General features: G+C 60.3%; 30 protein-coding genes, 1 tRNA gene and 1 pseudogene. 22 read left to right on the top strand and 10 right to left on the bottom strand.

What is annotated here, in order from left to right; translation table 11 throughout:
• Positions 1–47 precede the first annotated feature (47 nt).
• Positions 48–266, top strand: coding sequence for a transposase (locus IPM27_06845; protein MBK9161266.1), 219 nt, complete (start codon positions 48–50; stop codon positions 264–266).
• 176 nt (positions 267–442) lie between these two features.
• On the opposite strand, the gene IPM27_06840 is transcribed toward IPM27_06845, so the two are convergent.
• Positions 443–718 (bottom strand): BrnA antitoxin family protein, encoded by a 276-nt coding sequence (locus IPM27_06840; protein MBK9161265.1) that lies wholly within the window; start codon positions 716–718, stop codon positions 443–445.
• Positions 702–971 carry a BrnT family toxin gene (locus IPM27_06835; protein ID MBK9161264.1) on the bottom strand — a complete coding sequence of 90 codons (270 nt, stop codon included), beginning with the start codon at positions 969–971 and terminating at the stop codon, positions 702–704. The genes IPM27_06840 and IPM27_06835 overlap by 17 nt, the downstream gene beginning before the upstream one ends.
• A gap of 228 nt (positions 972–1,199) precedes the next feature.
• Between IPM27_06835 and hypF the strand changes: the two are divergent.
• Both hypF and hypE read left to right on the top strand, forming a co-directional pair.
• Positions 1,200–2,711, top strand: a pseudogene (hypF, locus tag IPM27_06830) (carbamoyltransferase HypF).
• Positions 2,712–3,735: 1,024 nt separating this feature from the next.
• Positions 3,736–4,740, top strand: coding sequence for a hydrogenase expression/formation protein HypE (gene hypE, locus IPM27_06825; GenBank protein MBK9161263.1), 1,005 nt, complete (start codon positions 3,736–3,738; stop codon positions 4,738–4,740).
• A 9-nt stretch (positions 4,741–4,749) separates the two neighbouring features.
• Here the strand turns inward: hypE and xerC are convergent, their stop codons facing one another.
• From xerC to IPM27_06800, 5 genes are read right to left on the bottom strand one after another with little or no spacing between them, the layout of a single operon-like run.
• Positions 4,750–5,658 (bottom strand): tyrosine recombinase XerC, encoded by a 909-nt coding sequence (xerC, locus tag IPM27_06820; protein ID MBK9161262.1) that lies wholly within the window; start codon positions 5,656–5,658, stop codon positions 4,750–4,752.
• Between the two features lie 9 nt (positions 5,659–5,667).
• Positions 5,668–6,294: a DUF484 family protein gene (locus tag IPM27_06815; GenBank protein MBK9161261.1), complete on the bottom strand. Its 627-nt coding sequence runs from the start codon at positions 6,292–6,294 to the stop codon at positions 5,668–5,670.
• 8 nt (positions 6,295–6,302) lie between these two features.
• Entirely contained in the window at positions 6,303–7,136 is an 834-nt protein-coding gene (dapF, locus tag IPM27_06810) for a diaminopimelate epimerase (protein ID MBK9161260.1), read from the bottom strand.
• Between the two features lie 2 nt (positions 7,137–7,138).
• Positions 7,139–7,726: a DNA-3-methyladenine glycosylase I gene (locus IPM27_06805; protein MBK9161259.1), complete on the bottom strand. Its 588-nt coding sequence runs from the start codon at positions 7,724–7,726 to the stop codon at positions 7,139–7,141.
• Positions 7,723–8,151, bottom strand: a complete 429-nt coding sequence (locus tag IPM27_06800; protein MBK9161258.1) for a CoA-binding protein — start codon at positions 8,149–8,151, stop codon at positions 7,723–7,725. The genes IPM27_06805 and IPM27_06800 overlap by 4 nt, the downstream gene beginning before the upstream one ends.
• Before the next feature lie 141 nt (positions 8,152–8,292).
• Between IPM27_06800 and IPM27_06795 the strand changes: the two genes are divergently transcribed.
• From IPM27_06795 to IPM27_06750, 10 genes are all read left to right on the top strand, one after another.
• Positions 8,293–8,369: transfer RNA gene (locus IPM27_06795), tRNA-Arg, on the top strand.
• 174 nt (positions 8,370–8,543) lie between these two features.
• The gene (locus IPM27_06790) at positions 8,544–9,851 is read left to right on the top strand and encodes an integrase arm-type DNA-binding domain-containing protein (GenBank protein ID MBK9161257.1); all 1,308 of its coding nucleotides are present in this window, start codon (positions 8,544–8,546) and stop codon (positions 9,849–9,851) included.
• A 35-nt stretch (positions 9,852–9,886) separates the two neighbouring features.
• Positions 9,887–10,306, top strand: coding sequence for a hypothetical protein (locus IPM27_06785; GenBank protein MBK9161256.1), 420 nt, complete (start codon positions 9,887–9,889; stop codon positions 10,304–10,306).
• 113 nt (positions 10,307–10,419) lie between these two features.
• A complete protein-coding gene (locus IPM27_06780) occupies positions 10,420–10,974 on the top strand; it encodes a hypothetical protein (protein MBK9161255.1) in 555 nt (184 codons plus the stop codon).
• A 130-nt stretch (positions 10,975–11,104) separates the two neighbouring features.
• The gene (locus IPM27_06775) at positions 11,105–11,320 is read left to right on the top strand and encodes an AlpA family phage regulatory protein (protein ID MBK9161254.1); all 216 of its coding nucleotides are present in this window, start codon (positions 11,105–11,107) and stop codon (positions 11,318–11,320) included.
• A gap of 105 nt (positions 11,321–11,425) precedes the next feature.
• Positions 11,426–11,635, top strand: coding sequence for a helix-turn-helix domain-containing protein (locus IPM27_06770; protein ID MBK9161253.1), 210 nt, complete (start codon positions 11,426–11,428; stop codon positions 11,633–11,635).
• Complete coding sequence (locus IPM27_06765) at positions 11,628–11,771, top strand: hypothetical protein (protein ID MBK9161252.1); 144 nt, start codon at positions 11,628–11,630, stop codon at positions 11,769–11,771. Before IPM27_06770 ends, IPM27_06765 begins: the two co-directional genes overlap by 8 nt.
• Before the next feature lie 3 nt (positions 11,772–11,774).
• A complete protein-coding gene (locus IPM27_06760; protein ID MBK9161251.1) occupies positions 11,775–12,251 on the top strand; it encodes a hypothetical protein in 477 nt (158 codons plus the stop codon).
• 150 nt (positions 12,252–12,401) lie between these two features.
• Positions 12,402–13,070 carry a hypothetical protein gene (locus IPM27_06755; GenBank protein ID MBK9161250.1) on the top strand — a complete coding sequence of 223 codons (669 nt, stop codon included), beginning with the start codon at positions 12,402–12,404 and terminating at the stop codon, positions 13,068–13,070.
• Positions 13,071–13,351: 281 nt separating this feature from the next.
• Positions 13,352–13,528 carry a hypothetical protein gene (locus IPM27_06750; GenBank protein MBK9161249.1) on the top strand — a complete coding sequence of 59 codons (177 nt, stop codon included), beginning with the start codon at positions 13,352–13,354 and terminating at the stop codon, positions 13,526–13,528.
• A 64-nt stretch (positions 13,529–13,592) separates the two neighbouring features.
• Here the strand turns inward: IPM27_06750 and IPM27_06745 are convergent, their stop codons facing one another.
• Positions 13,593–13,859, bottom strand: coding sequence for a BrnA antitoxin family protein (locus IPM27_06745; GenBank protein ID MBK9161248.1), 267 nt, complete (start codon positions 13,857–13,859; stop codon positions 13,593–13,595).
• Positions 13,843–14,142 (bottom strand): BrnT family toxin, encoded by a 300-nt coding sequence (locus IPM27_06740; protein ID MBK9161247.1) that lies wholly within the window; start codon positions 14,140–14,142, stop codon positions 13,843–13,845. The genes IPM27_06745 and IPM27_06740 overlap by 17 nt, the downstream gene beginning before the upstream one ends.
• 302 nt (positions 14,143–14,444) lie before the next feature.
• Between IPM27_06740 and IPM27_06735 the strand changes: the two genes are divergently transcribed.
• The 9 genes from IPM27_06735 (at position 14,445) to mog (ending at position 20,890) form a co-directional block, all read left to right on the top strand.
• The gene (locus IPM27_06735) at positions 14,445–14,912 is read left to right on the top strand and encodes a GIY-YIG nuclease family protein (GenBank protein ID MBK9161246.1); all 468 of its coding nucleotides are present in this window, start codon (positions 14,445–14,447) and stop codon (positions 14,910–14,912) included.
• Between the two features lie 213 nt (positions 14,913–15,125).
• Positions 15,126–16,241: a GTP 3',8-cyclase MoaA gene (gene moaA / locus IPM27_06730; protein ID MBK9161245.1), complete on the top strand. Its 1,116-nt coding sequence runs from the start codon at positions 15,126–15,128 to the stop codon at positions 16,239–16,241.
• A gap of 29 nt (positions 16,242–16,270) precedes the next feature.
• Positions 16,271–16,771, top strand: a complete 501-nt coding sequence (gene moaC, locus IPM27_06725; protein MBK9161244.1) for a cyclic pyranopterin monophosphate synthase MoaC — start codon at positions 16,271–16,273, stop codon at positions 16,769–16,771.
• A 142-nt stretch (positions 16,772–16,913) separates the two neighbouring features.
• Complete coding sequence (locus IPM27_06720; GenBank protein MBK9161243.1) at positions 16,914–17,153, top strand: MoaD/ThiS family protein; 240 nt, start codon at positions 16,914–16,916, stop codon at positions 17,151–17,153.
• A 162-nt stretch (positions 17,154–17,315) separates the two neighbouring features.
• Complete coding sequence (locus tag IPM27_06715) at positions 17,316–17,741, top strand: molybdenum cofactor biosynthesis protein MoaE (protein MBK9161242.1); 426 nt, start codon at positions 17,316–17,318, stop codon at positions 17,739–17,741.
• Positions 17,720–18,217, top strand: a complete 498-nt coding sequence (mobB, locus tag IPM27_06710; GenBank protein ID MBK9161241.1) for a molybdopterin-guanine dinucleotide biosynthesis protein B — start codon at positions 17,720–17,722, stop codon at positions 18,215–18,217. The genes IPM27_06715 and mobB overlap by 22 nt, the downstream gene beginning before the upstream one ends.
• A gap of 2 nt (positions 18,218–18,219) precedes the next feature.
• Positions 18,220–18,795, top strand: coding sequence for a molybdenum cofactor guanylyltransferase (locus tag IPM27_06705; protein MBK9161240.1), 576 nt, complete (start codon positions 18,220–18,222; stop codon positions 18,793–18,795).
• Positions 18,796–18,882: 87 nt separating this feature from the next.
• Complete coding sequence (locus IPM27_06700) at positions 18,883–20,187, top strand: molybdopterin molybdotransferase MoeA (GenBank protein MBK9161239.1); 1,305 nt, start codon at positions 18,883–18,885, stop codon at positions 20,185–20,187.
• 166 nt (positions 20,188–20,353) lie between these two features.
• The gene (gene mog / locus IPM27_06695; protein ID MBK9161238.1) at positions 20,354–20,890 is read left to right on the top strand and encodes a molybdopterin adenylyltransferase; all 537 of its coding nucleotides are present in this window, start codon (positions 20,354–20,356) and stop codon (positions 20,888–20,890) included.
• A gap of 41 nt (positions 20,891–20,931) precedes the next feature.
• Here the strand turns inward: mog and IPM27_06690 are convergent, their stop codons facing one another.
• Positions 20,932–22,119 carry a cation:proton antiporter gene (locus IPM27_06690; GenBank protein ID MBK9161237.1) on the bottom strand — a complete coding sequence of 396 codons (1,188 nt, stop codon included), beginning with the start codon at positions 22,117–22,119 and terminating at the stop codon, positions 20,932–20,934.
• Between the last annotated feature and the right edge of the window lie 58 nt (positions 22,120–22,177).

Here is a 22,177-nt window from a genome sequence, read left to right as displayed (position 1 = left end):
CCGGTACGTTTGGCCGTTGACTGGCTCAAGCCGGAATGCGCCCGAGCATGAATGGCAGGAAGACGGCGTACGACAATGCGGTGGCGGAGAGCTTCTTCTCCAACCTGAAGAACGAGTGGACTCATCATCATGACTTCATGACTCGGGAAGATGCGAAGCTGGCGATCTTCGATTACATCGAGTGTTTTTATAATCGCAACCGCATTCATCAGTCACTCGGCTACCGCACCCCGGATGAGGTGGAGAGGTTGTACTATGGTGCTTAATTTAACTGTCCGTGAAACAGGGGTTAGCTCAGAGTTGAATTGTTTTCGGCGCATGAGCCAAGGAGCACAGGATGCCGCGTCGTCCCCGCATCAACCTGACCGGTTGCCCGAATGAAACCCGTCGATAGACCGGCACTTCAGGCGCGCCGCTGGCTGATGGGCGGGATGGGGAATTTTTACAGAGCGTGGGTCTTGAGCCAATCCTGCAACGCGGCATCCATGCGGGTCTGCCAGCCGGTCCCCGTGGCGCGGAAAGTCGCCACCACCGTGGGCGAAAGCCGGATCGTGATGCGCTCCTTCGTGGGTGCAAGCTGTGCCCCGCGCGCGCGCCGCGCGAGTTTGGCCTGCAATGTTTTGGGCAACGCCGAAAAAGATTTGGCCTTGCGCGCCTCCACCGCCGTCCATTCCGGGTTGTCTGCGTCAATCAACTCGGGATCAAGTTTGCGTTTCATAAATGTTCACCTCTCGTTTATTCGCCTTGCGAAAACTGACTACCCGGATACCCTCGTGCGTTTCCACAAATACCAAAGCGTGCAACCGTCCATCCAGCCAGCCCAAGGCGCGAATGCGCGCCTCGCCATAGTCCCTCCGACGGTCTGGAGAAAAGAGCGCCGTTTCAAATTCGAAATCCCTCGCCCGCTCAAACGGCAAACCGCGCAACTCGATATTTCGGGTATTTTTGGCGGGGTCAAAGGTGATTTCCATGCATCAGATTGTACGCACAAAATAATTGACGGTCAAAACCGAAATTTATTTGCTTGCACGACGCGCTGTCGGGCGGTGAACGATGTGCGCTACGAAGGCGAAAGGCAGGTGGCGTGATGGGCTTCGTCATCATGGTGGTGATAGGAACTAAAGCAACTAAAGGGGTCAGCATCGCAATTAATTTCCAACCGCCGCGCCGTCCCCGCCTCAACCTGATTGGTTGCCCGAATGAAACCCGCCGATAGACCGGCACTTCAGGCGCGCCGCTGGCTGATGGGCGGGCGGGTGCAGGGCGTGGGGTATCGCGCCTTCGTGTTCAACCTGGCGGAACGTCATGGGTTGAGCGGCGTGGTGCAGAACCTCACCGGCGAGGTGCTGGTGGAGGCGCAGGGCGAACCGGCCGCGCTGGATGCCTTCGCCGCCGCGCTGGTTGCCGATGCGCCGCCGCTGGCGCGGCCCCGTGTGGTTTCCTGCCAGTCCATCCCGCTACGCGAGTCGAGCGGTTTTGCGATCCTCGCCAGCGCCGCATCCGCGCAGCACGACATCCGCATCCCGCCCGACCTGTACCTGTGCGACGACTGCCGTCGTGAGCTGCTCGATGCGGGTGATGCGCGTTACCGCTATCCGTTCATCAATTGCACGCAATGCGGGCCGCGCTACACGCTGATCACCGCGATGCCCTACGACCGGCCGCACACCACGATGGCGGATTTCCCGTTGTGTCCGCGCTGCCGCGCCGAATACGAAGACCCGCATAACCGCCGCTTCCACGCGCAGCCGCTGGCCTGTCCGGTGTGCGGGCCGCAGTTGAGTTTCGTCGCACCCCGCGAACGCGCCGCAGGCGAAGCGGCGCTGGCTGCCTGCATCGCGGCGTTGCGACGCGGCGAGACCGTCGCGGTGAAGGGCATCGGCGGCTATCACCTGATGTGTGATGCGCTCGATGCGACGGCCATCGCGCGGCTGCGCGCCAGCAAACACAGGCCGCACAAGCCGCTGGCGCTGATGTTCCCGTGGCAGGGCGGGGACGGCCTGCAGCGCGTGCGCGCGGAGTTGCAACTCGACGCGGCAACACAGGCCGCGCTGTGCGATGTCGCGCGCCCCATCGTGTTGATCCCGAAGCGGTCGGATTCGACGTTGCCGGATGCCATCGCGCCGGGGCTGCGCGAGGTCGGCGCGATGCTGCCCTACAGTCCGTTGCACCACTTGCTGCTGGAAAGTTTCGGCGGCCCGCTGGTCGCCACTTCCGGCAATGTCAGCGGCGAGCCGGTGTTGACCGACAACGCCGAGGCCGAGGCGCGGCTGGGCAAGGTGGCGCAGGCCTTCCTGCACCACGACCGTCCCATCGCGCGCCCGGCGGATGACAGCGTGCTGCGCGTCATCGCGGACGAACCGCGCCTGCTGCGTGCCGGTCGCGGCATCGCACCCTTGGAATTCGACCTGCCGTTTGCATTGCCGCAACCGCTGCTGGCGGTGGGTGGCCACATGAAGAACGCCATTGCGCTGGGATGGGGCAGGCGCGCGGTGTTGTCGCCGCACATCGGCGACCTCGATGCGCCGCGCAGCCTGGAGATATTCGAGCAGGTGATAGCGGACTTGCAGAATCTGTATGGTGTGGAAGCGCAAGCCATCGTCTGCGACGCGCATCCGGGTTATGCCAGCAGCCGTTGGGCGGCCAGGCAGGCGCTGCCGTTACGGCGCGTGCAGCACCACCACGCGCATGCTTCGGCGCTGGCTTTCGAGGGCGGCCTGATCCTGGAGAATCTTCTGAACAGTATGACCCCTCCCCCTTGCAGGGGGAGGGTCAGGGAGGGGGTAGAAACCTGGCCCTCATCTTTTTCTACCCCCATCCCATCCTTCCTCCTGCAAGGGGGAAGGAGCGAGGATGCCTCAAACGAATGGCTGGTTTTCACCTGGGATGGGGTGGGCTTGGGCGAGGACGGCACACTGTGGGGCGGCGAGGCGCTGCTCGGCAGACCGGGCGCATGGCGGCGCGTCGCCAGCCTCAAGCCGTTCCGCCTGCCCGGTGGCGAGCGAGCCGGACGCGAGCCGTGGCGCTCGGCGGCGGCGCTGTGCTGGGAAAGCGGCCTGGGCTGGCAGTCGGCTACGCACGATGCGGTGCTGCTCAAGAGCGCGTGGCAGCACGGCCTGAATACCCCGTCCACCACGGCGGCGGGGCGCTTGTTCGATGCGGCGGCCAGCCTGCTCGGGCTGTGCGATTCGGCAAGTTTCGAGGGACAGGGTCCGATGCTGCTGGAGGCAGTCGCGATGGATGAGGGGGCGACGGGCGAAGCCGGGACGATCGAGCTGCCGTTATACGAGGATGCTGCCGGTCTGCTGGTCGTCGACTGGACGCCATTGCTGCATGCGTTGCGCTGCGAAGGCGTGCCGGTGGCACAGCGCGCGATGCAGTTCCACCTGAGCCTGGCACGCTGCATCGTGGCGCAGGCGCAGCGCATCCATGCGCGCACGCCGTTCGACGCGGTGGGTTTGACCGGCGGCGTGTTCCAGAACAAACTGCTGGCCGAACTGGCGATGCAACAACTGGGCGCTGCCGGATTCGCGGCGTACCTGCCGCAGCAGGTCCCGTGCAACGATGGCGGGCTGGCGCTCGGTCAATTGATGGAGGCAAGCATCGGTCAGTAATGTCGTCATTCCGGGCTCGACCCGGAATCCAGTGTTCTTTTTGACTGGATTCCCGCTTTTGCGGGAATGACAAAGGCTGGTTTCTTTTTTGCAAAATCATGATGAATCAAAACGCATGGACATGGATGACACACATATAAGTCTGGCTCACGGCAACGGCGGGCGTTACATGCGCGAACTGATCGAGACGCTGTTCGCGCGCCATCTGGCCAATCCGCTGCTCGACGTGCAGTCGGACGCGGCGCGGCTGCCGGAGATGGACGGCGAACTGATGATGACCACCGACGGTTTCACCGTGCAGCCGCTGGAGTTTCCCGGCGGCACCATCGGCTCGCTGGCGGTGCACGGCACGGTCAACGACCTCGCGGTGTCGGGTGCGGTGCCGCATTGCCTGACGCTGAGCGCCTTCATCGAGGAAGGCTTCGAGGTCGCGCAACTGGAGCGCATCGTCGCCAGTCTGGCCGAAGCCGCGCGCGAGGCGAACGTCGCGGTGGTGGCGGGCGACACCAAGGTGGTGCGCCGGGGCGAGGGGGGCGGGCTGTATCTTGCCGTTGCCGGCATCGGCGTGCGCCGCAAGGGGCTGCGGCTCGGGCTGGACCAGATTCGGGAAGGCGACGCACTGCTGGTCAGCGGGCCGGTCGGCGACCACGGCATCGCGGTGATGCTGGCACGCGAACAGTTCGGCCTGAGCGGTGAGCTGCTGTCGGATGCGGCCAGCGTGCTGCCACTCACCCAGGCGTTGCTCGGACTCGACGGATTGCGTTTCATGCGCGACCCGACGCGCGGCGGACTGGCCACGGTGATGCATGAGATCGCGCGCGCCACCGGGTTGACGGTGCGCCTGCGCGAGCCGCATATCCCGGTGCGCGATCCGGTGCGCGCGGTGTGCGAGATGCTCGGTTACGACCCGCTGTTCCTCGCCTGCGAGGGGCGGGTGGTCGCGGTGGTGGATGCGGCACAGGCCGGCGCCGCGCTGGCACGCTGGCAGGCGCTGCCGCAGGGACGCGACGCCGCACTCATCGGCCATGCGGAATCCGGCCGCGCGCATGTGGTGCTGGAGACCGAACTCGGCGGCCAACGCCTGCTGGAGGAACTGGAAGACGAGCCGCTGCCGAGGATCTGCTGAACGCCCCGATCAGGGCTTCTTCTTTGCGCGCGGATGCGCCGCGTCGTAGATCTTGCTGAGGTACTGGAAATCGAGGTGGGTATAGACCTGCGTGGTGGAGATGCTGGCGTGTCCGAGCATCTCCTGCACCGCGCGCAGATCGCCGGAAGATTGCAGCACATGGGTGGCGAACGAGTGGCGCAACAAATGCGGATGCACGTTGCTGGCGATACCCTGTTTGATGCCCCATTGCTTCATGCGCAACTGCACCACGCGTGGCGTGATGCGTTTGCCGCGCGTGCCGACGAACAGCGCGGTCTCATCGGGGCTGGCGAGCTGGCTGCGCACCGCCAGCCAGGCCTGCAATGCGTCGATGGCATATTGGCCGAGCGGCACGATGCGCGTCTTGCTGCCCTTGCCGGTGACGCGCACTTCGCCCGCGGCCAGATCGGCACGCATGGCCTCGAGGTCGAGGCCGACCAGTTCCGCCAAGCGCAGGCCGGAAGAATAGAACAGCTCGAAGATCGCCTTGTCGCGCAATATCTCCGGCGTGTCGCCGGGCAGCTCGACCATGCGCGCCGCCTCGTCGGGCGACAGCGCCTGCGGCAGTGTCTTGGGTGACTTGGGCGCGCGCAACCCGGCGCAGGGATTGTCGGCAAAGCCATGGTCGCGCATCAGGTAGGCGTAGAAGCCGCGCCACGCCGACAGCATGCGCGCCAGCGAACGCCCGCCCAGCCCTTTGCCGTGCAGTTGCGCGATGAAGCGGCGGATATGGTGGACCTTCAGGTCGGCGAGCGGCGTATCGCCGGCCAGCGCGAACAGGTGCGCGAGGTCGCGCGCGTAATTCTCGGCGGTCAGCGCGGAATAGCGCTTCTCGTTGCGCAGCCACGCCAGATAGCCTTGCAGGTAGAGCAGGTTGGGCGTGGCGGTATCGGTCATCGCCTATGGTTAGGCATTCAGATGCGGGTGCAGCGCGCTACCCACCGCATCGGCGATGCGTTGCAGGAACACCGTGCCCATCTCGGGGTAGAAGCGCTGCCGGTCTTCGCTGGCCAGCACCAGCATGCCGATGGTCTCGCTGCCGGCATGCAGCGGCAAGTAGGCGTAGGAATGCAGTTGACCGGCCTGCTCGCCGAACCATGCGGAGGTATCCGGTGCGGCGTGATGCAGGCAGACCGGCTGCGCCTGCGCTTCGGCGAACGCCAGCGTTTCCGCGCTGGGCGGGGTGAGCTGCCACAGGCGCATAGCGACATGCGGTACCGCGAAGACGTCCCGCAGCAGGTGCGGGATCATTTCCTGCAGCGTTCCCAGGTCTTGCGCGGCGAACAGCGCCACGGTGAACTCGTGCACCTTGTGCTGCAGGGCCTCGTTCTCCTGCGCGAACGCGATCATTTCCTGCAGCTTCTTTTCCAGTTCCTTGTTCTTCTCGCGCAGCGCGAGCAGTTGCCGCTCGCTCAGCGAAACGGTGCGCCCGCCATGCGGGTGCGGCAGGGTGATCTGCACCAGCGTCTCGAGATGTTCCTCGAAGAATTGCGGATTGTCCTGCAGGAATTGTGCGACGTCTTCCGATCTCATTGCTGCTCCTATATGTTGATTTCGCCTTCGAAAACCGTGATGGCCGGGCCGGTCATCAGTACCGGGGTGCCGTCGCCGCCCCATGCGATGGACAGTGTGCCGCCGCGTGTCACCACGTTCACCGGGCTGTCCAGCAGGCCGCGCCGGATGCCGGCCACGACCGCCGCACAGGCGCCGGTGCCGCAGGACAAGGTCTCCCCGGAGCCGCGTTCGTACACGCGCAGTCGGATATGGTGGCGGTCGATCACCTGCATGAAGCCGGCATTGACGCGTCTGGGGAAGCGCGGATGCTGCTCGATGAGCGGCCCGAGCCGGGCCACGGGCGCGCTTTCGACATCCGCCACCACCTGGACCGCGTGCGGATTGCCCATCGATACCGCGCTTATTTGCAGTGTTTCGCCCGCCACCTCCAGCGCTTCGCTGGCCGCGCCGCTGCCGCCGTGGAACGGGATGAGCGCCGCCTCGAATACCGGCGCGCCCATGTTCACGGTGACGCGCCCGTCCTCTTCCAGACGCGGCGAGATCAGGCCGCTGTGCGTTTCCACCACGATCTCGCGCTTCGGGCTCAGCTTGCGGTCATGCACGAAGCGCACGAAGCAGCGCGCGCCGTTGCCGCACTGCTCCACTTCGCCGCCGTCGGCGTTGAAGATGCGGTAGCGGAAATCGGCTTCCTTGTGCTGCGCGGCTTTCTCGACCAGCAGGATCTGGTCGCAGCCCACGCCGAAATGCCGGTCGGCCAGCAGGCGCAACTGCTCCGGCGCCAGTTCGATGTGCTGGCGTATGCCGTCCAGCACGATGAAGTCGTTGCCTGCTCCGTGCATCTTGGTAAACTTCAAAAGCATCCTTATCCTTTGCTGCCGAGCAACTCGGCATGCCTGAAACAATTCGTCGTATGGTCGTTGACCATGCCGGTCGCCTGCATGAACGCGTAACAGATCGTCGAGCCGACGAACTTGAAACCGTGGTGCTTCAATTCCTTGCTCATCGCGTCCGACTCGATGGTGCTGGCGGGCACTTCGCCCATGCCGCGCCAATGGTTCTGCAAGGGTTTGCCGCCCACGAACTGCCAGACGAACGCATCGAAACTGCCATAGCTGTCCTGCACTTCCAGGAACTTCTGTGCGTTGGTCACGGCGGCCTGCACCTTCAACCGGTTGCGTACGATGCCGGGATCCTGCAACAACGATTCTATTTTATCCGCGTCGTAGCGGGCAATGCGCGTCGCGTCGAAACCGTCGAAGGCGGCGCGATAATTCTCGCGCTTGCGCAGGATGGTGATCCAGCTCAGCCCGGCCTGCGCGCCTTCCAGTATCAGCAGTTCGAACAGGCGCCGGTCGTCGTGCTGCGGCACGCCCCATTCGTGGTCGTGATAGTCGCGGTACAGCGCATCGTCGCCCGCCCAGGCGCAGCGGATCAGATCGGGTGCGGTCATGATTCTTCGCTCCCGCACAACTGTATGCAGTCGCGCCATATGCAGCGGTCCATCACCACGGTGATGCCCGCATCCCGGGCGCGCTGCGCGGCCTCCTCGTGGATGACGCCCTGCTGCAGCCACAGGTGGCGGATGCCGAGCCGGATGCAACTGTCCACGATGGCGGGCACATACTGCGGCGCGCGGAACACGTCCACGATGTCCGGCAGTTCCGGCAGGCTCTCCAGGTCGGGATAGGCCTTTTCGCCCAGCACCTCGCCGACCAGCGGCCGCACCGGGATGATGCGATAGCCCAGCGACTGCAATCCACGCGCGACCCCGAAGCTCGGACGCGCCTTGTTCGGCGACAGGCCGACCACTGCGACCGTGCGTACCCGGTGCAGCAATTGGCGGATTCCTTCGGTGTCGGGATTGGAGAAAACCATGAGCAGACCAGTCTATATTGGGCACCTGCCCGGCAAGATAGCACTTTTGCCGCCCGTGCGACACACCACAGGTGCCCGCGCCGCATTTCCGGCGAGGCGGGCGATGCGCACGAAAAAACGCTATACTGCGCGCCGTTCAAAGCGCTCGTAGCTCAGATGGATAGAGTATCGGTTTCCGAAGCCGAGGGTCGTGGGTTCGACTCCCGCCGAGCGCACCAGCTTCCTGTTTTATCCCGTCTAATGCAGTACACGAAACCCGCTTAAATCAATGGATTTGGCGGGTTTTTTGTTTCATGCCGTCTTTTCCTGTCTATTGCAATCAGGGGGTATGTGGGGGTATATTTTGGCACCAGATACCCCCAGAGCGAAATTTATACCCCCAGAGGTGCGCCATGAAGCTGACAGCAACAGCCATCGTAAAAGCCAAGCCTGAAGCAAAACCCTACAAGCTGGGGGATGGCGGCGGTTTGTTCCTGTTAGTACAGCCCAACGGCTCGAAGTATTGGCGGCTCAAATATCGCCATGCAGGCAAGGAGAAATTGCTTGCCTTGGGGGTATATCCAGACGTGAGCCTGAAAGATGCACGCGCCCGCCGTGATGATGCGCGCAAGCTTTTAGCCAATGGCAGTGATCCCAGCGCAGTTAAGCAGACGCAAAAGCGGCAAGCCCAAATAGCAGCGGCAAATTCATTCGAGGTCATTGCCCGCGAGTATCACGCGCTCAAAAAACCAATGTGGTCTGACCATCACGCAACGGACTGGATCAACACACTTGAGCGCGAAGTGTTCCCGAAGTTTGGGCATCGCTCACTGGCTGAGATTGAAACACCGGATGTGCTGGACATACTGCGCGCACTTGAAGCGCGGGGTACGTTTGAAATTCGGGCGCGGGTATTGCAGCGGGTGCGTGCCGTGTTTTCCTTTGCTATCGGCAGCGGGCGCGCACGACTCAACCCAGCGGCAGGCATCGGGCGCGAGGTATTAGCCCCCACCCCGAAGGTTAAACACATGCCCGCATTGGAAGCGAAGGAAATGCCCCAATTCCTGCGCGCCCTTGCTGAGTATCAGGAGCGCGCAAAATCCAGCCCTATCGTGTTTGCTGCCACACGTTTACTATTGTTGACCTTTGTCCGCACGGGTGAAGTTCGCGGTGCGCAGTGGTGCGAGTTTGATTTAGATGCAGCCCTTTGGACTATCCCCGCCGAGCGCATGAAAGCCCGCCAGCCGCACACCGTGCCATTGTCGCGGCAGGCGGTAGAGGTGATAAGGGCATTGCAGCCGCTTACAGGCCACCAGCCCGCGTTATTTCCAAACCGGAATGGTAACGGTGCGGTAATCAGCGAAAACACCGTGCTGAAGGTCATAGAGAATATCGGCTACAAAGGCCGCATGACCGGGCACGGCTTCCGCACGGTTGCTTCAACCTATCTCAACAATCTGGGCACGATCCGCCCCGACATGATCGAGGCGCAACTGGCACACGGTGACAAAGACCAAGTGCGCGCCGCGTACAATCGGGCGGACTACATGGAGTATCGCAAGGCCATGATGCAGTTCTGGGCGGACACGCTCGACAAAATGCAGCTCTTGGCGGACACGCCGGACAAGATGCAGCAGGGCGGCAAGCTGCCCAAGTGGGCGGACTATGAGCCACATACCGAAGGCTATCGGGCGGCGCAGGTAATCGCGCTGCGCGCATAATTTAACTTGATGATTTTTTCCAATAGGAGGCTGGCATGAAAAGGGTTATTGCGATTTTGGCGATTCTGTCCTTGGTGTTGTCTGGTTGTGGGCTGCAACGCATCAAAGAACAAAAGGCAAGATTTACGGAAGTAAATAATCAGCTTGTCGGTAAAACATACGATGATTTGATAAAGGAAAAAGGAGTACCAACTGGCGAGGCTAAACTATCCAATGGTGGCAGGGTCGTTGAGTATTTCAATTCCAGTACAGAGACATCGGGCGGCGGATCATATTCAACTCCGACCACAACGTATGTTCCTAATCCCAATGGCGGCGCAGGTGCATGGGTGCAAGGCCAGCAACAGCAACATATTCCAGTCAGATCAACAAATATGGTCTGCAAGCTGAACTTTGTTATTTCCCCGCAAAACATCATTGAAAGCTGGAAGGCTGTCGGCAATAAATGTTATTAGGCCAGCTAAACATCCTGCAATAGTGAGTTTCCACGCCTAGCCCGACGGGGCGAAAACGGACACCCTTATCCGCTGGCGTGGGTTTTATTTGAGGGGCGTGAAAGGGGCGTGTGATGGAAAAAGACGATCTCTCACCGAAGGCGTGGGAAAGGCTAAAACGTGAACAGGGTTATTTAATGCAAGCTCGTACCTTGTTTAAGCAAGCCGATGATGATTCATTACTCCAAATGGCCTTTGCTGAAAATACTGATCCTAACGATGCAGTAGATGTAATTAGGCAATTCTCGCTGTTGGTCAAAAAGGGCATTACCCCGCCCCCGCATATTCTGGCTGCCGTTGCGCAAGGTTTTGGAAAATACATTTCCGCATCGGGCGAACTTTCGCTTGATGAGGCATTCGGGCGGCGGAATGTTCAAGGAGTTAAACACCCGCTAAAACAACGCCTCAAAAAAGAAGAGCGTGTGCGCGTATATTGGTTTATCTGGTATCAGCGCAAACAAGCAGAAAATGAGGGCAGCGAGGTTTCAATTTATGCAGCCGCTGCAAAGGCAATTGAGGAATTTAATCTGTCTATATTAAATGGCACTTTGGAAAAAGAATATAGCGCTGCCAAAGTAGAGGCGATTTTTGAGCAGGCATATGAGGTTATGCAAGATCATGGATTTTGAAGGTAGAAAAAATCCCTCTTTATTTTCTACCATCCTATTGCTGATTTTAAAAAAGTAATCTCTATAGTGGGAACCAATGACGCGCTAGCACGGTGCTAGATGCGCATAAACCTCTATGGAGATTTACGTCATGGGCAACGCATCGCAACAAACCGCACCACACCCCGCGCAGTTCTACCGACTGCCACAATTGAAAGCCAAGCTGGAAGTGTCCGGTTCAAGTATCTGGGCATGGGTCAAGGCTGGTAAATTCCCGAAGCCGATCAAGCTCTCCGAAAACTGCACCGCATGGAGCGCAGCGGACGTTGAGGCGTGGGCGCAATCTCGCATCGCTGCTAGCAAGTAAGGGAGCGATCATGGACACCACAAATGACAAGGGCGCACCTCGAACGGTACGCCCTCAAAAACACCACGCGGCAATTCTAACAGCGCCCATGCGCAGCGGCAAAGGTTGCTGAAGTGGTTACAGGAACACGGGAACATAGACACCCTAACGGCTCGCAGCGAGTTGGATATTCTCTGCCCAGCGGCTCGCGTATTGGAATTGCGGCGGCGTGGCTATCCAATAGATACCGTCTGGATCGAGCGCCCAACCGATTGCGGAAAGCTGCATCGTGTCGCGCTGTATGTGTTGCAGTCGGGGAGCGTGTCCGATGAATAACCTAGACTGGCTGGAACGGCTGCAAAGCCTCTCTGTGCGGTTTTCGCATCTCGGTATAGGGGCTGATATTGCCGCACTGTCTGTAATCGAGGCATGGGGCGTGTATCGCTTCCTGTCGCGTTTGGCGGATGGCTAGGCGATGGCAAAAAGCCGATACAAAAATGCGGCAGATAAACGGGATGGCGGCGGGCATGTTGCCATTCCGTTTGCTGTGCTGAACGGTGCGGCCTATATCGGCTTGAGTGCCCATGCGCGCATGTTGCTGTTTGATCTTGCCGCGCAGTATCGCGGCGACAATAACGGCGATCTGTGCATGGCGTTCAAGCTGATGAAGCCGCGAGGCTGGAAGTCTGAGCCGACACTGAACAAGGCCAAGCGTGAATTGCTGGAAGCTGGCCTGATCGTGGAAGCGCGAAGAGGTGCGCGCCCGAACAAGTGCGCCCTGATTGCTTTGACGTGGTACGCGCTGGACGATTGCGGCGGCAAGCTGGACATAACCGCACGATCATTTCCGCGTGGCGCGTACAAGCTGAAAGACCGCCCGCCTGTGATGGTATCGAGTGGCAGAAAAAACGCATCACTTACTTCAGCAGGTGAAGTAGAGCGCGCAGGATAGCTACAGCAGGTGAAGTAAGGGAACCGAAAAAGCGGCCTTACTACTTCACTAGGTGAAGCTATGCGGGCAAGTTTTCTGCCCTCTCTACTACAGCAGGTGAAGTGCTCTATAGAATTACCATCTATCCCGGAGCATCTTGAGAGGTTGAACATGGCAGCAAGGAAATTGAAGGGCGCACCGAAAGAGGATAGTCCGCTAAACAAGTCTGTCCCGGTTATCAAGGGCGCAACCGAAAATGAAACCAACCGCAATTTTGCACGGCTGGCAACCTCGCCGGAGCTTGCGGCGTATCGTGCAATTAACGGGGTGGAAAATAAATCAGGCATTGGCGAGCATATTGACGTGCCCACTTTGCTGGATGAATTGCGCGGGCAAGCGGCAGCGGTCAATCGTGGCGAGTTGAATCATGTTGAGGCTATGCTGATGAATCAGGCAACGGCACTGCAAAGCCTGTTTTCGCGGCTTGCCGAGCGTGGCATGGGTTGCGAACATGCGCCAGCATTTGAGGCGAATATGCGCATTGCACTACGGGCACAATCGCAATGCAGGGCAACCCTCGAAACGCTGGCAGCGATCAAGAACCCGCCCGTGGTATTTGCCAAGCAAGCGAATATCAACCACGGCAGCGGCAACCAGCAAGTGAACAATGGCACACCTGCCCCTGATAATCGGAGCAGTACGCGCACAGGCGCGCACGCGGAGAGAAACCTAATTCAGCCAAACGAACTATTAGAGGTGCAGCATGGCGGCAAGACATTGGACAGTCGAACAACGGGCAGAGCAGGCGGCAAAAATCAGGCAATGGCAGCCGTGGGCTAGATCAACTGGCGCGCGGACACCTGAGGGCAAGGCCGCATCATCGCGCAATGCTTACAAGGGCGGGGTGCGTGCTATGCTGCGCGAAATGTCTGCGCTGTTGCGGGAGCAAAGGGAAGTTTTGAAGCTGATTTAGAGGTGATCCAAAGCCCCTACCCCTTACGTCTGGGGGTATAAATGGGGGTATATTCATAACTCACATTGCGCAAACCAAGCATTAGCGCGCCTTTCAACCGTAAATGTGACTCACGCCGAGCGCGCCATTCCAGGTTGAAAATGGGCACTTGATCATTCAAGCTGCCCATTTTTATTTCCTGCATCGTTTCCGCCAATGCCGCATGACTGCCCCGGATGATGGCGGTCTTGACCTGTACCACGATCTCGTCTGCGAGAAATTATTTAAGGATGCGCTGGGCAAGACGTCATTCCCGCGAAAGCGGGAATCCAGCTTGTTGATTTAACCGGGTTCCCGCTTCTGCGGGAACGACAAAACCATACTTGTTCAGCGCATCCTTAATGTGGAACTCAATGGCTGTGCAACTTTTCTTGTAGCCATACCTTGATCAGTGATTGATAAGGTACATCACGAGAATTTGCAGCTGCCTTAATCGAATCAAGAAGGTGCTGAGGCAGTCGCAAAGAAATTGTTTTTGTAGTCGGTTTCAAATTTGGAAAAACAACACGCTGAGCTTTGGTCCACTCGATATATTCTGTCGAATCATGTTTTTCCCAGAAAGCCTGTTCTGCGGCTTCGTTTGGGAATTTTGGAATTTTTTTAAGTGGCTTGTTCATAAATCGTGCGCTCCTTTCTGTGCATGTCCCTGGCGGAAATTACGCGAATCATTTCTCCGGCATTGCGAAGGGTGAAAGTTATATGCAGCTTTCGCCCATCATCTGTCTTGCCTAGTGCGTGAAATCGGGGCTCGCTTCCACTATGTTTCATATCGGCAATTAGCAGAAGCGGTTCGTTAAAAAAGACTTGTTCCGATTCAGCCATGGAAACGCCGTGTTTATCGTTCTTGCGGGCGTTCCCGTCGTCCCAATCGAATTCCGCAATCTTGGTTAAGTCAATCATGGCTTGTATATTATGATGGTATACATTGGAAAGCAACGTTGAGCTCAATGTGGCAAGCATGCCCGCATGCCCGTCTGCGCGGCGCGCGCGGGTTGCTCGGGGCGGCCTATATACTTCGGCATATGGTTATTTTCCGGATTTGGTGCTAGGTTTCGGGCTGATGTATTTGGGGCCCCCGTGTTATTTGGACGGGGGATAAAGAGCTGGGGCGAAATGAATGGGGCTCCGTCCCTATGTCACTCCCCGGACCTGCGCGAAAAGCCGCGCAGGCCTGTGATTTTGAACGTTAGGGCAATGAAAGTATGCACGTAGTATTCAAAGAGTTCATTGAATCATTGGAGCCCTCCTTCCAGAGACTAATGCGAATGGAGCCTGCCTCTGTTGCAGCGTTGCCACAAGAAATGCCAAATGCGGGAATCTACCTGTTCTCAGAAGGCAAAGAACACTTGTATGTTGGGCGCACTAACACAATCAGAAAGAGGCTTCAAAATCATTGTCGCCCCAGTTCAGGGCACAATTCAGCAACATTCGCATTCAGGCTTGCTCGTCAAATCACAGGCATGACTCAAGCAACATACGCTACTGAAGGTTCGCGGCTTCACTTGGAGTGCGACCCGAAATTCTCAGTAGTTTTCACCGCACAGAAACAACGTGTCAGAAACATGAATGTGCGGTTTGTGTCTGAGCCAGACCCAATGCGCCAAGCTCTCCTAGAAATGTACGTAGCAGTTAGTCTTGGGACACCACACAATGACTTTGATAACCACTAATTGCCCTAATGGACGACTGGGGGCGGAGCCCAATTAATGAATCACCTGGGTGTCGTAGATGCAGTTTGATCTAATTACATAGCCCGGTGAGTCTGGAAAGCAGCGCCATCCGGGTTATTCACTGTCCTTCCCGGATATGCTACAACGCACTGCCGGACTGTCGCGCATGGATTTTCTTGCGGTCGGGTATCCGGGCTGGAGAGAGTGCGCCGCATGTCCGATACATCCAAAATCATTCCTGTCCATTCCGCGAGGGCGCGAGCCGTGTCGGCTTGGCGTGCGCCGGCCATGCCGGGCGTTCATGGGGGAGCCATCGTCGACCGCATGCAGCGTCCGCTGCGTGACCTGCGCATCTCGGTCACCGACCGCTGCAATCTGCGCTGCACCTATTGCATGCCGCGCGAGGTATTCGGTGAACGCTATGCCTTCCTGCCGCGTGCCGAGTTGCTCAGCTTCGAGGAGATCGAGCGGCTGGCCCGGCCGTTCATCCGGCTGGGGGTGAAAAAGATACGCCTGACCGGCGGCGAGCCGCTGTTGCGGCGCGGCATCGAAAAACTGGTCGGGAAGCTTGCGTCATTGCGCGATCCGGAGGGGGTGCCCGTGGAGGTCGCGCTGACCACCAATGGGCTGCTGCTGTCGCAGAAAGCGCGATCGCTGAAGGATGCGGGACTGGCCCGCCTTACCGTCAGCCTGGACGGGCTGAGCGAGGCGACTTACAGGCGCATGAGCGATTCGGAGGTTCCGGTCGCTACCGTGCTGGAGGGGATAGAGGCCGCGCAACGGGCGGGATTTGACTTCATCAAGGTCAACATGGTGGTCCGGCGCGGTGCGAACGACCACGAGATCGTGCCGATGGCCGGGCATTTTCGCAACAGCGGCATCGTGCTGCGCTTCATCGAATACATGGACGTGGGTTCCACCAATGGCTGGCGCATGGACGATGTGGTCCCGGCGCGGGAGATGCTGGAGCGGGTCGCCGACCGATACCCGGTCCATCCGGTCGGCCCCAACTACCACGGAGAGGTGGCGGAGCGCTGGCGTTATCTGGATGGCGGGGGCGAGATCGGGTTGATCGCGTCGGTCACCCAGGCGTTCTGCGACGGGTGCACACGCGCCAGGTTGTCGACGGACGGCAGGCTCTATACCTGTCTGTTCGCGGTGGACGGGCTGGACCTGCGCGAACCGTTGCGCCACGGGGCGGCTGACCGGGCGCTGGACGACATGGTCGCCGGGTGCTGGGAACGGCGGGCGGACCGTTATTCGCAGTTGCGCCATACAGCGACGGCCGCGCAGGGAAAGAAGATCGAGATGTCATATATCGGCGGTTGAGTTATCGTGAACGGCAACGGTATTTACGGATGAAACAGTTGAACCATTTTTCGGATAGCGGCAGGGCGCGCATGGTGGATGTGTCCGGCAAGGAGGCCACGGTGCGCGTCGCCATCGCCAGCGGCATCATCCGCATGCAGCCGGACACCCTGCAGCGCATCCGCGACGGCAAGATAGGCAAGGGCGATGTGCTGGCGGTCGCGGACGTCGGCGCGGTGATGGCCGCCAAGCGCACGCCGGATATCATTCCCATGTGCCATGCCATCGCGCTCTCCGGGGTGCAGGTGGAATTCAGCGAAGTGACCGAAGCGGACGCGCAGGGCTGCGTCGGCCTGCAGGCCGTGGTCACCGCGAGTTGCGTCGGTCAGACCGGTGTCGAGATGGAGGCGCTGACCGCAGTCAACGTCGCGCTGCTCACTGTCTACGACATGTGCAAGGCCATCGACCGCGGCATGCGCATCGAGAACGTGCAGCTCGATGAGAAGCGCGGCGGGAAGAGTGGCGTGTGGAAACGAGAGGAAAGTTCGTGAAAAATTCTGCTGCGCTTGTCATCTCGGGGTTGCGCGGTGCTCGCCGTCCTCATGTACTGGCTGTACATTCCGGTGGCTGCGCGCCGGGCGTCCCCGACCTGTCGGCGCTCGCGACGAATTTTTTCACAAACTTGGGGGAGAAATGATCAATATCCTGTTCTTCGGCCCGGTCGCTGACCGCGTGCAGATGCGCGAGATGGAGATCGAATACACCGACGGCATGACCCTGCACGACGTTACCCGCAAGGTCGGCATGCAACACCCCGGCGCACTCAGCATCGTCAGCTTCATCGCCGTCAATCAGGAGCAGGTGCACGACAAGCAGACGGCACTGAAAGACAACGACGAGATCGCCTTTATGGCGAAATTTTCGGGGGGCTGAAATGCAGAAGATATTCCTGTCATCCCGTCATTCCCGCGAACGCGGGAATCCAGATGGTCAAACCAATCCCTGCGTAGCAGGCCGACTTCCGGGCTTGTCTGCTATGCAGGGCTTTAATACTTGCTGGATTCCCGCCTGCGCGGGAATGACAAAGGAGGGGGGATGAACGAATCTGTCCGCATCCAGCAAGAAGACTTCTCGCAAGACGCAGAGATCGCCGCGCTCAAGGCATCCTCCAGGCGCATCGGCGGCATTGCCACCTTCCTCGGCTGTGCGCGCGACTTCTCGGAAGGGCATGACGTCAGTCAGATCAGCTTCGAGGCCTACGGCAGCATGGCGCTGGCCGAGATGCGCAAATTGCGCGAAGTGGCCATCAGCAAGTTCAACCTGATCGACGCCCGTATCGTGCACCGCGTCACCACCGTCAAGGCGGGCGACAACATCGTGTTCATCGCCGCCGCCGCCGCCCATCGCGCCGCCGCCTTCGACGCCTGCCGCTGGATGATCGACGAACTCAAACAGCGCGTGCCGATCTGGAAGAAGGAGACCACGTTGGAAGGGGAAGCATGGGTCACGCCCCACCCGTGATCATTTTCTCGGGCCATTCCGGTTCGGGAAAAACCACCCTGGTCGAGAAGTTGATTCGCGAACTGGCGCAACGCGGCTTGCGCGTCGCCACGATCAAGCATGCGCATCACAGGGTGGAACTGGATACGCCGGGAAAGGACAGTTACCGCTACAAGGATGCCGGTGCGGTCATGAGCATGCTGCTCACCCGCGATGCGTTGCAACTTGTCGCGGACGCCAGGGAGCAGCGCGAACCGCAGCAACTGGCCGAACGCTTTCTGGGCGAGGCCGACCTTGTGCTGGCGGAAGGTTTCTCGCATGCGCCGGGCGCGAAGATCGAGGTGTTGCGGCGTGCATGTTCGGCGGTCCCGCGCTGTGCCGTCGAGGATGGCCTGATCGCGATGGTCACCGATGTCGCCGGGGCGCACCCGCAGTTGCCGCATTTCGCGCTGGACGACGTGGACGGCATCATCGACTTCATTCTGCAGCGGACCTGAGCATGATCGAAGACTGCACCGCGCTGATCCTCGCCGGTGGTGATTCCAGCCGCATGGGGCAGGACAAGGCGGCACTGGTGCTGGATGGTGCGACCTTGCTGGAGCGCGTGACGGACACGATGCGCGGATTGTTCCCCGGGGTGCTGGTCAGCGTGCGGCAGCCGCGCGCGGAAGTGGCGTTGCCGCAGGTGTGCGATGCCGAAGCGGATGGTGGCCCGCTGGCGGGGCTGGTAGCGGGTTTGGCGGAAGTGGATACCCCGTGGATGTTCGTGCTGGCGTGCGACATGCCGTTCATTCAGCCAGCCATCGTTGCGCGCATGGCTGAATTGCGCGGCGAACATCAGGCCGTGGTGCCACGGGTGGGCGGGCATCCGCAACCGCTGGCGGCGTTCTATGCGGTGCGCGCGCTGGAGACGATGCGCGCGCGTCTGGCGGGCGAAGATAGGAGCTTGCGCGGTGTGTTGCGGGAGCTGGATGTGCGCTATGTGGAAGAAGCGGAATTGCGCGAGTGGGATCCGCAACTGCGCGGTTTTTTCGATCTGGATACGCCGCAGGATTATCAAGCGGCACAGAAATGATTCGTCATTCCCGCGAAAGCGGGAATCCAGTTTCTGAAATGACTGGGTTCCCGCTTTCGCGGGAACGACAAGAATGGTGAGAATGTGATGGCAGATTTGACCGTAGCAGCGGCGCAGCGATGCGTCATCGAAGCGATGAAGAGATCGGGCACGGAGTCGGTGCCGTTGCAGCAGGCGCTGGGTCGTGTGCTGGCGGCCGACATCAAGGCCAATCGCGACCAGCCGCCGTATGACTTGTCGGCGATGGATGGTTACGCATTGCGCAGTGCCGATGTGGTGAGTGCCCCGGTGGTGCTTGAGATCATCGAGGACATCAAGGCCGGCGACATGCCGGGCAAGACCGTACAGGCCGGGCAGTGCGCGCGCATCATGACCGGTGCACCGGTGCCGCAGGGTGCCGATGCGGTGATCCGTGTGGAGGATACGCAGGCTGTGGCGGATGGCGGCCCTCTCCTCGATCCTCTCCCGCAAGCGGGCGAGGAGGCAATCGAGAAAAGCAATTTACGAAATTGGGTGCGCATCAACGTCGCGGTGAAGCCGCGCAACGATATCCGCGACCGTGGCGAGAACATGCGAACGGGCGAGGTGGTGCTGACGGCTGGTACGACGATCACGCCGGGCGTGGTCGGCATGCTGGCGATGGTGAAGGCGGTGAGTGTCGAAGTGTGGCGTTTGCCGCGCGTGGCGATCCTGTCCACCGGCGATGAACTGGAAGGGCTGGACGAGCCGTTCGATGCGAACAAGATCCCGGATGCGAACAGCTATGCGCTGATGGCGCAGGTGCAGGCGTTGGGTATACAGCCCGTGTTGCTCGGCATCGCGCGCGACGAGCCGCAACACTTGAATGAGATGCTGCAACGCGGCTTGCAGTTCGATGTGCTGCTGGTCTCCGGCGGCACCTCGGTCGGCGTGCACGACTACGTGCGTCCCACACTGGAAGCGCTCGGCGTGCAGATGAAGTTCTGGCGCGTGGCGATGAAGCCGGGACATCCGATGGCTTTCGGTGTCGCACCGCTGACCTGGGTGTTCGGGCTGCCGGGCAATCCGGTCTCCGGCATGGTCTGCTTCGAGGAGTTCGTCGGGCCCGCGCTGCGCTGCATCATGGGCCACTCCAGATTGTTCCGCAGTACAGTGACGGCCAGACTGACACGCGATGTGAAGCACAGGCACAGCCGCACCGAGTTCGTGCGCGTGATGCTGGGCAGGGAGGGCGGTGGTTTCATGGCGACGCCGACCGGCGACCAGGGCAGCGGCATCCTGCGTTCGATGGCGATGGCCGAGGGCTTGATGGTGGTGCCGGCAGAGAGCAAGGGCATCGCGGCAGGCGAACAGGTGACGGTACAACTGCTGGATGGCACGGGGTATCTGGATGAAGCTGGTGGAGCGTGGTGACGGGCCTGGAAAAGGCAGTTGTCCAGGAAATACACGAATGATCACGAACAAGAAACAAGAACTTTTGCAGCATGAAATGTAACCAGAAGGGAGTGGCACCAAGTGAATGTGATGCGTTATTTTTCGTGCCTTTCGTGTGTTTCGTGGACGAATTGAGGGTTGCAGAATGAAAGCACGCATCGGTTTCGTGACGGTATCCGACCGCGCCAGCCGCGGTGAATACGAGGACAAGGGCGGCCCGGCGATGCAGGCGTGGTTCACGCGCGTACTGAGCAGCGAATGGGAAGCCGTGGCGCGCGTGATCCCGGACGAGCAAGCATTCATCGAGCAGACGCTGATCGAGCTGTCCGACGGGGAAGGGTGCAGCCTGATCGTCACCACCGGAGGCACCGGCCCGGCACTGCGCGATGTGACGCCGGAAGCGACCGAGGCCGTGTGCGAGAAGATGATGCCGGGCTTCGGCGAACTGATGCGTGCCGAGTCGCTCAAGTTCGTGCCTACCGCAATATTGTCGCGCCAGACCGCCGGGATACGCGGCAAGAGCCTGATCGTGAACCTGCCGGGCAAACCATCTGCGATTGACGATTGTCTGAACGCGGTTTTCCCCGCCGTTCCCTACTGCATCGATCTCATCGGTGGTGCGTATCTGGAGGCCGATCCCGCGCAATGCAGGGTGTTCCGGCCCGCGCACGCGAAGAAGTAAGCCGCACGACTTTTCCGCAACAGCGGCCGGATCGGGAGATGTCAGGGGGACGGCTTGTCTGCGGTGTTCCGGTGCGTGCCGCGCGCGGCCAATATCAGCGCCGAAGAGATCAGCACCACCAGGATCACCGCCCCGTTGAAATGATCCGGCAGGGAGAAGTGTTCGCGTGTCTGCAGGAACAGCAGCACGGTGATCAGCCCGCGCGGGGCGATCCAGACCAGCGGTTTGGCCTCGGCGGGCGGCAGCAGCAGTCGCAATATGGCATGGCGGCTTGCGTAGATGACGGCCAGCATCAGCAGTGCGATCAGCCAGGCGTGGGGCGAGAACACGTCCGACAGATTGGTCCAGTAACCCAGCAGCACGAAGAAGAAACCGCGCACGACGAAGGTCAGTTCCGTGACCAGGATCTTGAATTGCGCAAGGGTCGTGGGATAGTCCTCGTTGATCCAGTGCTGGAAGGGTTTGTGGCGGGTGACGAGAGAAGGTTTGTTGAGCAGTATGCCGAGGAACAGCACCATGATGAGGGGCGACAGGCGCAGCAGCTCGCCGATGGAGTAGAGGGCGAACAGCCCGGCCAGCAGGGGTACGAAGCGGATATGCCCGTCCACGCGCATGAGCACGATCATCAGCGCCAGCGCGCACAGCAGGGAAAGCAGCAGGGACAGCAGGCCGCCGCCCAGCAGGGACAGCAGGGCGTTGGTGACGCTGCCTTCCGCGCCGAACAGCGAAAAGAACACCAGCACGCCGATGATGTCGGACATGGAGCTTTCATAGACCACGAAATTGCGCCCGTCGGGCGGCAGGAAGCCGCTGCTGGGGATCGCCACCGCGCTGCTGATGACGGCGAAGGGGGTGGCCAGCAACAGCGCATGCACCGGGTTGAGGTCCAGCACCAGATGCGCGGCGACAGCGAAGATCAGCAGGCATACGGCGAACCCGGACAGGGCGAGCGAGAAGGTCGAGCTGATGAGGTGGAGGCGCTCGCGTTTCAGTTCGATGTCCAGCGCGCCTTCCAGCACGATGAGTACAAGGCCGACCGTGCCGACGATGGGAACCAGCATGTCGGCCCAGTTCAGCCGTACGCCGATGGAGTCGAGGACGGGTTTTGCGATCAGGCCGCTCGCCACCAGGACAATGACGGAAGGCACGCCCCAGCGACGGCATACGCGCTCGACCGTAAAGACGACGAGCAGGAACAGCGATGCGCTGAGGATGGCCGAGTAGGTCATATTTCAAATTGTGCGAAAGGCATGGGGGGATGATAACAGCGAACCGCTTCCGGCCGCG

Source organism: Nitrosomonadales bacterium (genome assembly GCA_016716325.1).
In the GTDB taxonomy this organism is placed as follows: Bacteria; Pseudomonadota; Gammaproteobacteria; order Burkholderiales; family Gallionellaceae; genus Gallionella.
The sequence above is the reverse complement of the archived record's forward strand: the minus strand, read 5'-3'. Positions and strand labels throughout refer to the sequence as shown.